General features: G+C 65.2%; 7 protein-coding genes. 4 read left to right on the top strand and 3 right to left on the bottom strand.

Going from position 1 to position 10,046, the window contains the following annotated elements:
• Positions 1-159: 159 nt before the first annotated feature.
• Both HAV39_RS30555 and HAV39_RS42940 read left to right on the top strand, forming a co-directional pair.
• On the top strand, positions 160-1,986 hold the full coding sequence (locus HAV39_RS30555) for an Ig-like domain-containing protein (RefSeq protein WP_275413997.1): 1,827 nt from the start codon (positions 160-162) through the stop codon (positions 1,984-1,986).
• 387 nt (positions 1,987-2,373) lie between these two features.
• Positions 2,374-4,170: a S9 family peptidase gene (locus HAV39_RS42940; RefSeq protein ID WP_239121080.1), complete on the top strand. Its 1,797-nt coding sequence runs from the start codon at positions 2,374-2,376 to the stop codon at positions 4,168-4,170.
• Here the strand turns inward: HAV39_RS42940 and HAV39_RS30565 are convergent.
• The 3 genes from HAV39_RS30565 to HAV39_RS30575 all read right to left on the bottom strand — a co-directional run bounded on the left by HAV39_RS30565 (position 4,151) and on the right by HAV39_RS30575 (position 6,459).
• The gene (locus HAV39_RS30565) at positions 4,151-5,428 is read right to left on the bottom strand and encodes a helix-turn-helix domain-containing protein (RefSeq protein ID WP_191842632.1); all 1,278 of its coding nucleotides are present in this window, start codon (positions 5,426-5,428) and stop codon (positions 4,151-4,153) included. The two genes, HAV39_RS42940 and HAV39_RS30565, sit on opposite strands and share 20 nt — an antisense overlap.
• A gap of 324 nt (positions 5,429-5,752) precedes the next feature.
• Positions 5,753-6,190 (bottom strand): thymidylate synthase family protein, encoded by a 438-nt coding sequence (locus tag HAV39_RS30570; RefSeq protein ID WP_191842633.1) that lies wholly within the window; start codon positions 6,188-6,190, stop codon positions 5,753-5,755.
• A gap of 35 nt (positions 6,191-6,225) precedes the next feature.
• The gene (locus tag HAV39_RS30575; RefSeq protein WP_191842634.1) at positions 6,226-6,459 is read right to left on the bottom strand and encodes a hypothetical protein; all 234 of its coding nucleotides are present in this window, start codon (positions 6,457-6,459) and stop codon (positions 6,226-6,228) included.
• Between the two features lie 385 nt (positions 6,460-6,844).
• Between HAV39_RS30575 and HAV39_RS30580 the strand changes: the two genes are divergently transcribed.
• Together HAV39_RS30580 and HAV39_RS30585 are read left to right on the top strand one after the other, a co-directional pair.
• Positions 6,845-9,010, top strand: a complete 2,166-nt coding sequence (locus HAV39_RS30580) for a hypothetical protein (protein ID WP_191842635.1) — start codon at positions 6,845-6,847, stop codon at positions 9,008-9,010.
• A 693-nt stretch (positions 9,011-9,703) separates the two neighbouring features.
• Positions 9,704-9,937, top strand: coding sequence for a hypothetical protein (locus HAV39_RS30585; protein ID WP_191842636.1), 234 nt, complete (start codon positions 9,704-9,706; stop codon positions 9,935-9,937).
• The last annotated feature ends 109 nt before the right edge of the window (positions 9,938-10,046 follow it).

Genomic DNA, 10,046 nt, shown 5'->3' on the forward strand with positions numbered 1-10,046 from the left:
CCCGTCACCAGCGGCAAAACCAGCACACCCACAAACCTCACCGCCGCCAACGGCTCCACCCCGACCGTCGCCCTCTGGCCCACCGCAGGAACACAACTCGACATCACCCCACCCACCAACCGACCCGAACTGCTCCGGACGACAACTCCCCTGATCCCGGTGGCCAGCACGGTCGACCTGCTCGTCGCATACCAAGCCACCGGCGCGGTCAGCCTGATCAGCGGTGCCGCCGACCGGTACACGGCGCGAGCCGCGACGGTGTTCGAGGTCGCTGCCCCGGGTGTGCTGGCCAACGACGTGAACTACACTGGCGGCCCGTTGCAGGCGGTCCTCGTGCAGCCGCCCGCACATGGCTCCCTGCAGCTCGCCGCAGACGGATCGCTGCGGTACACGCCCGATGCCGACTTCCTCGGCGACGACGTGTTCACCTACCGGGCGACGTCAGGAACGCTGCAGTCGGGACCGGTAGCCGTGATCATCGCGGTCACCGACCAGACTCCCCCGGACGTGACACCGCAGCCAGACCGCACACCCAACGCGCACGGCTGGTTCAACGCCCCGGTCACGGTCTCCTGGGTCGCGCATGACCCCGTGCCGTCGTCTGGCGTGCCGACCACCCCGGCCCCCGTCACGGTGGCCGCCGACGGCGCTGAGCAGGTCATCACCTCGGCACCGGCTTGCGACCCGGCAGGCAACTGCGCCACTGGCCGGTACGTGCTGTCGATCGACCGCGAAGTGCCGTCGCTGGTCTACTCACTAACCCCGCCGGCCGGCGACGCGGGGTGGCACAACAGCGCCACCACGGTCACGTTCACCTGTGCCGACGAGCTGTCGGGCATCCTGACGTGCCCGCCGCCGACCGTGGTCAGCGCAGACACCGACGGACAAACCATCACCGCCACCGCTGAGGACAAGGCCGGCAACACCGTGACCGTCAACGTGGTGGTCCAGTTGGACGCAACCGCGCCCACCATCACCGCCACACCGTACCCAGCGGCCAACGAAAACGGCTGGCACAACACCGACGTCGCAGTCTTCTACGGCTGCAGCGATGCGCTGTCAGGCATCGTCACCTGCACCAACTCCTTCGCGGTCACCGGTGAGGGCGCCGGCCAGTCGTTCTCTGGTCAAGCGCTCGACCGCGCAGGCAACAGCTCGACCGCGACGCTCACCGTGAACCTGGACCGGACCCCGCCGGCCCTGGGGACGCCAAGCTGGACAGCCAACCCCAAGCCGGTCGGCACGGCGAGCAGCACCATGTCGGTGCCGGCGTCCGATGCGCTCTCCGGCGTGGTGCGCGGGGAGTACTTCGTCGGCGCCGACCCCGGAGCGGGCAACGCGACGGCGATGCCGCTCTCCGGCGGCAGCCTGGTCGCCTCACTCGGCGCCGGCCTTCCCGTCGGTGTGCACGACGTCGGGATACGCGCCGTGGATGCGGCCGGCAACTGGAGCCCTGTGGCCACCACCATGCTCGTCGTGTTCGATCCGGCGGCAGAGAGCTTCACCGGCCGCAACAAGAAAGACCTCGTGCCCAGCCTGGCCGCTGGTGATGTCCTGCCGGGGCTCGTCGGTCCGGGTCAGGACGACGCAGCCGACTACGGCTTCACCGTCGAGTACCGCAACGGTGCGCTCGATCCCCGCAACGACTTCCACTTCTCCTACCGGACCGGCACCCACTGCAACAAGCCCAATGCCGCCAACTGCCACGACCTCAGCCTCGACGCCACGGGCTTCGCTTGGATGGTCGTCGACCAGACCAACAACTCACGGGGCCGTTTTCAGGGCACGGCGACGGTCACCGTCGACGGGGTGACAACCACCAATCCTTTCACCGTCGAAGGTGTCGACGGTGACCGGCTCACCCCGGCCACCGACGACCGCTTCGTGCTGAGGATCTACGCTCCGGGCGCCAGCCCGACCGGCGCCACAGCGCTATATCAGGCGTCCGGGTCACTGGCCAAGGGCAACTCGATTCGCATCCGGTAGACCGGCGGCTTCCGTGCAGGCTCGAACCCTCGGGCCTGCACGGAAGCCGCGACCGTGGCAACCGGTATGCGCGGCATCAGCGAGCCGGATCCGTAGCAGGCTGCGCCGCCGAGTCCGTGCCACTCACCGCCGCGGCGAGCAGGTCGAGCAGCGCTGCCGCGGCCACCGCATCCCACAGTGCGAGATGCGGCCAGCTGCCCTGTGTCAGGGCGTTGCCGCTGCGGTTATGCCGTAGCGGATGACCAGTGCTTGGAGGCCGTTCTCCGGCCGACGGTCGATGGCGCGGGCCAGGCCAGCTCGCCAAAATGGCGGCGAACCCGCGCCGCCCTCGGCCTAGTGATCAGGCCGCCTACGCACGGCAGGTCGCAGGTGTGGTCATATGGGGAGATGGACAGGTTGCGCGCGGCCACCAAATCTGATCATGTGGAGTCGCCTGTCTCCATAGAGCAGGTCGGTCAGCGCACGAGATCCTTCGATTGGCTGTCGGCGTCCGGGCAGGCGTTGCACTGGGTTGAGTCCGTACCCAGCCGTGGCGGCAGCGTGGTAGGCACCTGGACGCAGGCACGTGGATTGCAGCTCGGAACCGTGGACGTGGGCAACAGCGTTCATGCCTACGGCGGAGGCCCATACGCCGCCAGCAGCGGTGGCATCTGGACCACAACGGCAGCCGACGGCCAGATCTGGCTGAACGACAAGATCCAGTACACCCGCGACCAGCGTCAGCATGGCGACCTCGTGTTCAATGACGGATTACTCCTGGCCGTTCGCGAATCGTCAGACCGTGACCAGCTGATCGCCATCAACCCGGCCACGCACCGGACCCAGGTGATCCATGAAGCTTCGTTCATCGCGTCTCCGCGGCTGAACCGAGGGCGGCTGACCTGGATGCAGTGGGGGTCGGCGGTCATGCCCTGGGACAGTGCCGAAGTCTGGGTGGCCGACTACGACCCCGCCGGCAGCCTGACGCGGATGAAGCTGATCGCCGGCGGACCAGACGAGTCGGCGTCACAACCCCGATGGGGCCCCGACGGACACCTGTATTTCATGTCGGATCGTTCTGGCTGGTGGAACCTCTATCGCACAGCCGGCCAGGCAATCGTGCCGGTCGCTGCGATGCAGGCTGAATGCGCGCCAGCACCTTGGGAACTCGGCTACTCCACCTACGCGTTCCTGCCGCAGGGCCGCTTGGCCGTGATCACCCAGGTTGGCCCGGAAAGTCGACTGGCGCTCGTGGCGGGCGATGGCACGTGGCACGATCTCCCGACGCCGTATACGTCGCTCAAGCCTTATCTCGCCGCAGCGGATGATCGACTTTCGGTCATCGGCTCCGCTCCGGCCATCAGCCAGCAGATCGCCCTGGTCCCCACCAGCGGCACGGACCAGATCGAAGTCGTCCGCCACAGCAACGAAGATCCGCAGGCTGTCTCGTGCGTGTCGGTGCCGGAGGAGATTTCCGTCCCCTCCGGGGGTGCCGACGTGACGGTGATCTTCTACCCAGCTCAGGGCATCGGACCCCGCAGACCTACCCCAGTGATCGTCAGGGCACATGCTGGACCCACCTACCAGGCCGAGATCCGCCTCGACTGGGAGGTTCAGTTCTTCACCAGCCGCGGCTTCGCGGTCGCCGACGTCGACTACCGCGGCAGCACCGGCTACGGGCGCACCTACCGCAAAGCCCTCGACGGGCGATGGGGCGAGCTCGACGTAATCGACTGCCAGAACGCGGCACGTCACCTCATCCACACCGGCTGCGCAATGCCCACTGCAATCTTCATCACCGGTGCCAGCGCCGGCGGCTACACGGCATTGAAGGCGGTATGCACACCGGACACCCCGTTCGCGCTCGCCGTTGCTCGTTCAGCGATAATCAATCCGGGTGACTGGATCACCACGGCACCAAGATTTCAACGACCCCATGCCGCGATCCTGTCGCACCCGAACGCCGATGTAACACCAGACGAGGTGTGCCGGCCGGTCGCGATGATCCACGGCGGCGCCGACACGGTTGCTCCCGCCGCCGACGCTGTAGACCTGGCCGCGAGTCTCAAAAGCCGTGGATTGCTGGCGAACCTGGTGGTGCTGCCGGACGTCGGCCATTACCTGAGATCACCACAAGCGATCAAAGCAGCCCTGGACGCCGAGTTGGCCGCTTATCGCACCGTACTCACCGATCTAGGTCTGTAGCGAGCAGCGTCGGGATCGTGGGCATCCGCAGTTTCAGGTATTCGGCCAGGTCTCGGACGGTGGGGACATCGAGGTAGCGGTGGAGCTCGGCCATCATCAGCATGATGCGGTGCGCGCCTCTGAAAGACAGGGTAGCGGCGGCATGGTCGATCGCCTGTCGGCCAACCATGCAGGCTTGCTCCACGTCGCCAGTCCGCGCCAACGACGATGCGAGCAGAGCCGAATCGATCGCCAGCCTACGCCTCCGGCCAGGTCCGGCAAGTTCGATTGCGAGTGCGGCACAGGCCTGGGCATCTGCGTGTCGATCCAGGTCGAAGAAGCAGTGAGCCATCCCATCAGCAAGATCTGCTTGGCCCAGGTATGCGATCCACTCGGGTTCGTTTCCGCGTCCTGGATGGTCGAGATTGCGTTCCGCGCGATGTAGGGCTGCGGTGCAGGCTGGTTCGTCGCCCAGGCGGGCATACGCCCGAGCGAGTACCAGTTCGCACGCCGCCCGCACCGTCGGCGCTCCTTCATGATCCATTCCGCGGATGGCGGCTGTCACCAGCCGCACGACGTTTCCGGCATCGCCGCAGTGCAACGAGAGGTGGGCCAGGCTCACCGCGATGAGGTAGCCGCCTAATTGGCGGTCCCCAGCACGGGAGACTATCTCCAGAGCCTGCAGATAGTGAGCTTGCGCCCGGCCGTCAGCTCCGAGGTCGACGGCCTCATATCCGGCCAGTTCCAGAAAGCCCACGGCGACGGCCGGCGCGGTCGAGGTCAAGGCTCCGATGTCGCGGTTCAGGGCAGTGACGACCTTTGGATACGTCTCGCCGCCGCCTCGACGGTGGTCGAGGCTACGCAGTTCCCGCAGGTCGCGCTGTGCGCGCTTGACTAAGGGTTCACCACTCGGTTTCGTCTGCGGCTCCATGCGGGGAGCCAGAAGCCAGTCCAACACCGGCCTGTCGTACAACGCGGGGTTGTAGCTCTCGCGCGCCGAGCACCGGTCCAGCCGCAGCCTTCGCTCACGGTCCAGCAATGGCCAGAGCCGAAGCAACGATCCGCCTGCGTCAAGCGCATCATCACAGCGCGAAACGAAGTCTTGAGACGGCATGCGCTCGGCCAACTCGATCCGTCGAACCAGATCCGCGCTATGCAAAACCAGCCGCCCCAACTCCGCAGCCGACAGGCACTTATCTTCGCGTAGCTGCCGAACCTCCGCACCGAAGTAGTGCAGCAGGGAGCTGGACGGCGTCAGATGCCGCGGTGCCTGACCCATCGCCACCTCCGTACCAGGTCACCAGTGCTCCGGAACTCCAGCAACTTTCACGCCATCAGTGTTCCACGGCGCCCATGGCCGCAGCACGAATCAACTTTCCCATGAACCATCAGCCAGGCTTCAGGATCCAACGCCGACGATGCGGACATCATCTTTGTCCGCATCCCTTGCCTTCGAACCACCGGGAGGATCGACCTCTGGTGCGGACACTTCCGACTGCCGCAGCAAGTGCTGGGCGGCATTGCTGGAGGGAAGGGCTGCGACTCACGGTCGAAGCGAGCGCAACCCGCTGCGGACAGCACCACGGGGTTCCAACGGCGCGGGTCAGAACAGCGCGCCCTGCACAGCAGCAGGCCGCGCGACCGAGTCCGTGCCGCTCGCGGCCGCGGCGAGCAGTTGCTGGTCGGTGTAGCTCGGTCCGAGCAGCAGCGCGATGACCTGCCGCCTGTATTCGTGCAGGTCCGGGGTCCGGCCGGGGGTGTAGCGGTCACGGTCGGTACTCAGCAACTCCTCCCATGTAGCCACGACCTGCAGGTCGGCCGTGGTGGTGGACGGCATTCGGGCCGGCTCGAACCGGGTGGTCGATCCGGCGGCGAGGATCTTGTCCACCTTCGGCTCGTCGAGGACGTTGATGTGCATCGACCCAACGTGGTGGCCGTAGGTGCCCATGGCCACACCGAGCTGGATCGCGACGTACTCCTGGATGAACGTGAACGCGAACGTGTCCCCCAGCAGGCCGATCACCGCGTGGTTGCCGCGCATTTAGGCGCTCATGTGCAGCCTGCCCTCGCGGAGCATCAGGTGCAGCCCGAGCGTGCCGCGACATCGGGGTTGGCAGCGTTCACGAGCTCGTCCGGCCGCATGATCGTCATGGCGGCCCGCTTGGCGTCGGGGTCGGTGCAGAGCAGCCGCAGAACTCGGTCGAACTGGCTGAGCCCGTCAGGCTCGGCTGGGACGAACAGCCTGGGGCCGTATGCGGTGCCGGTGAGGGTCGTGCTGTCGGCCGACAGGCAGGTTCGGCCGCTGCCCATGACAGACATGCGAGCGACATTCAGAAAGGACTGTCCGGAAAGCTGACCATGAGTCATAAGTTGCGCCGTGTCGAATGTGGCACTGGTCGTCTAACATTTGACCCAGCATTCAGGCCCGATGACGAAAACACCTCGACTCTTCAGTGACCAACATTGGTCGAAGAGAGCCCGCAATGCCCTACGCCAGGTCGCAACACAACCTGACAGGGGCGCGGCGACAGGTGGGATCGGAACGGGTGCCGGCACGCTTGCCACCGCGGTGGATCCGATGCCGGAGAACTGAACGTCCCGCAGGGGCGGTTCGGGCCTCGTGCTCTGCCCGAACCAATCGGCTCGAGCAGCCGCGTACTGGGCTTAGGCCCGTACACACTGCGAGGAGGACGCCTTGAGCACCATCGCGACATCAGTCGAGTCTTCTAGCTCGGTCTCGGCCGAGGAGGACGAAGACTTCGCGACCACACCGACGGAACCCAACCCGTACCCCGGCTCGGATACCCGAGAGTGGACCGAACGGTTCTCGGAAGCGCTTACGCAGGAGACTGGCTTGCCGCGGGAGATCACGGACGGAATCTCCGCCTACATCTCCCACCCGAAGCAGTACCTCACCATGGGCAGAAAAGGCTCCACTGACGCCATCAAGACTGACGTACTCCGGAACAACCTCACCGGACAGCGCGTACTGACGGTGAAGGTGCACGGATTTGCGGGGAGCGCCGGCGAGTACAACGAGCGAATCCGCAGCTCCTACGCTGCTCCGTTCAAGCCGGGTGCAGACCTCAACTCAGTACTACCCGCCCTGGTCACTGGCCGGAATGCGCACGGCGAGTATGCACCTTTCATCACGACCGACCATCCGGTCTCGCACAACCGAGTCAACGTGCTCCTCGGGACGATGGGGGCCGCACTAGACGCTGCGGATGGCGACCGCGGTTACAAACTCGATGAAGACATCGTGATCTACGGCCAGCATGAGACCACGCTTCACGTTCCGCTCCTTCGGAGCATCAGCGAGCCCGACGGGGCCGGCGGTAGCAAAGTCCGAGCCGTCGTCGACCTGACAGCCGTCAAGGGAGCGAACCGGTCACGCGCCCGGCTCAAGCTCTTCGGTCTCAAGCCAGAGGACATCGTCTTCGGCGTCGATCCCTACAAGATCATGTTGGACAAGATCGGCACGCCGGCCACAGACCCGCGCATCTGGGTTCCGATGTTCGCTGACCTCCTCAAGGCTGCCTACGCAGATCCCGATCACGCTGGACACAAGATCGCAGTACGCGCCTCCAAGATTGCAACCGTATCGATCGAGATCATCGTGGGAGGCGACGACCTACCGGAGTTCCACAACACGGTGTTCGACCCGAATAGGGTCGACCATCGCCGGCCTCCGCTCGCCTACAAGCTCGCCGAACGAGCTGCCTCGGATCTCCGTGCCCTGCTTCGCGCCTACAAATCCGTCAATCTCATGACGGAGGAGGAACGAGCGTGGCTCGCAGGCGAGGGCCCCGATCCATCATCCGTGCCTGGCGAAACCATCGTCGACGCCCGCGACCGCCGAGACCTTGCGCTTCTCGACACCATCTTTCCTCCGGACGGCACGTCGAACCCGAAGTGGAAGCGTTCACGTGAGGTTCTCGGCGAGCCGTTTCCGTCCCAGAGCACAGCGCGTCACGTTGAACACCGCAGCCGCATGTTCTCCGCCGTCGCCAGCGATGGCTACAGCGACCGATGGAACCCGCGAGTTCTGGATGGCCTCTTCGGCAGCAAGATGATTCGCAACCGGACTAGCTACCACGGAACCGGCACGTGGAGTGAACTGCTGACCTCGGCAGAGGCGAACGATACCGAAGCGCTCGAGATCTTTGTGACCACCCGCGGTATGCACTGGCTAGCAGAAAGGAACCTGATCGAAGCGGACCGTGGCTCGATCAGCGCGCAGGCAACGGCTCCGCAAGGCAGCCCAGAGCCAGACGAGGCTGACGTGAAGCGCGTCCGGCGATCTATGAACAACGTGCGTAGCGCCCTGCTACAACGGCCAGCCCGCGCAATCGGACTGTTCCGCGAACTGGCCTATGCGACCAACAAGGGCGTAGAGCCGCGAGTTGTCGACGATGCCGGAGTACCGGTCGACGGCTCAAAGATTACGCGAGCATGGTTCGATACAGCGTTCCCCAAGCTCGCAGGGGTTCGCCGCCCGCGTCAGCAGCGGGAGCCGCTCGTCGAGACGCCGCCGGTGCAGCCAGACGCCAGCCCACAGCAGCTTCTGTTGCAGGCACAGGGTGAATTCGAGAACTCGATCACCCAAGGGCTGATCGACGCGATCATCGCTGTCTGCGAAGCGGGACGTACGCTTAGCGCCGCAGCGCAGGAGGCGGGGCTGCCCGCTCTGCCCGATACCCACGCCGACGTTATCGAATCGATTGAGGGTGCGTTGCGGGCTGCCGCGGGGGATCTAAAGTCGATCAAGGCTGCGCTAGTCGGTCTGAAGTCGAACAGCGCCGGCCCGGAGGACTTCGAGTCTGAATCTGCCGCTTTTCAGGAGGCGGTAGCTGAATGACTTCACTTACAGCAGTGGTTCCCCCGGGACCACGCCTGCTCGCAACGCAAATCAGAAGGCTACCTCCAGCAGGGGGACGCTGGCTCAAGAAGGCCCACCTGGCGCCCCTGCCGTTTAGCAGCTTTCCCGACTTAGTAGATCTCAACATCGTCACTGGCATCTACCTGATCACCGACGCTGCGTCTAGGGTTCGTTGGCTCGGTCAAGCTAGTCGGCGTGATGATCTACCTGGCCGCCTGACTGCGCACGCGGCGAACCCCGCCAAGGCCAAGGTTTTTGCAACGCTACGTGTTCTACATCTGCATGATCACACACCATCGACCGTTCTCGACGCGATCGAGGGGCGCTGCGCTGACCTTCTAGCGCTACGGGGAACAATGGGGCCGCGCAGATGGCCACCAGCGACGGGATGGCTTGCACTGGTGGCGTAGAAGATCATTCGTACGGTCGGGTCGCTGCAGTAATGCAGCGACCCGACATGGCTCGGCACCCGGTGAGACGTCCGATAGGTCCAGAACACAGAGTTCATCGGTCCCTACATCAATCGCGCCTACTTCGAGATCTGTTGCGCGACGTTCGTGGTGAGCGTGTAGGCGTCGTTGCTGGTGAGCGTGTAGCGGCGTGGTGAAGCACCGTCCGCCGGAGGCCGGCAGGGCTTGGTGTTCATGGTGTCGTGGTGGTGTTCATTCTGTCGTGACTTCGGCGACGGCGGCGCGGGCTGCGGATTCGTCGACGATGGTCTTTGTCGGGCAGGCAGAGGATGTTCGCCAGGCCCGCAGGCGGCAGGGGCCGCTGGTGTGCCGTTACATCGCGTTGTTCGGACCAATCGACATCCACGAAGCCCAGGCGCTCATGGAGTGGCCGGTGCGGCTGGCCCGGAACCTGTCTGCGCCCGTGCAGATCATCGTCGTGAGGTTCCCCCGATAATCCGGAGAGGTGGCTAGCAGGCTACGGCCTGCTCAAGGGTGGTGTTCACGGGGTCGGGTGTATCGATGTTCTTTGCGTACCAGGCGGCTTCGTACTCGTCCGGGGACAG

The sequence above is a fragment of the Catellatospora chokoriensis genome (genome assembly GCF_011297315.1).
GTDB classification, from domain to species: Bacteria; Actinomycetota; Actinomycetes; order Mycobacteriales; family Micromonosporaceae; genus Catellatospora; species Catellatospora citrea.

Excerpts from the sequence above, each read along its gene's own strand:
- HAV39_RS42940 (WP_239121080.1), top strand. The coding sequence starts at position 2,374 with ATGGACAGGTTGCGCGCGGCCACCAAATCTGATCATGTGGAGTCGCCT.
- HAV39_RS30565 (WP_191842632.1), bottom strand. The coding sequence starts at position 5,428 with ATGGGTCAGGCACCGCGGCATCTGACGCCGTCCAGCTCCCTGCTGCAC.
- HAV39_RS30570 (WP_191842633.1), bottom strand. The coding sequence starts at position 6,190 with ATGCGCGGCAACCACGCGGTGATCGGCCTGCTGGGGGACACGTTCGCG.
- HAV39_RS30575 (WP_191842634.1), bottom strand. The coding sequence starts at position 6,459 with ATGGGCAGCGGCCGAACCTGCCTGTCGGCCGACAGCACGACCCTCACC.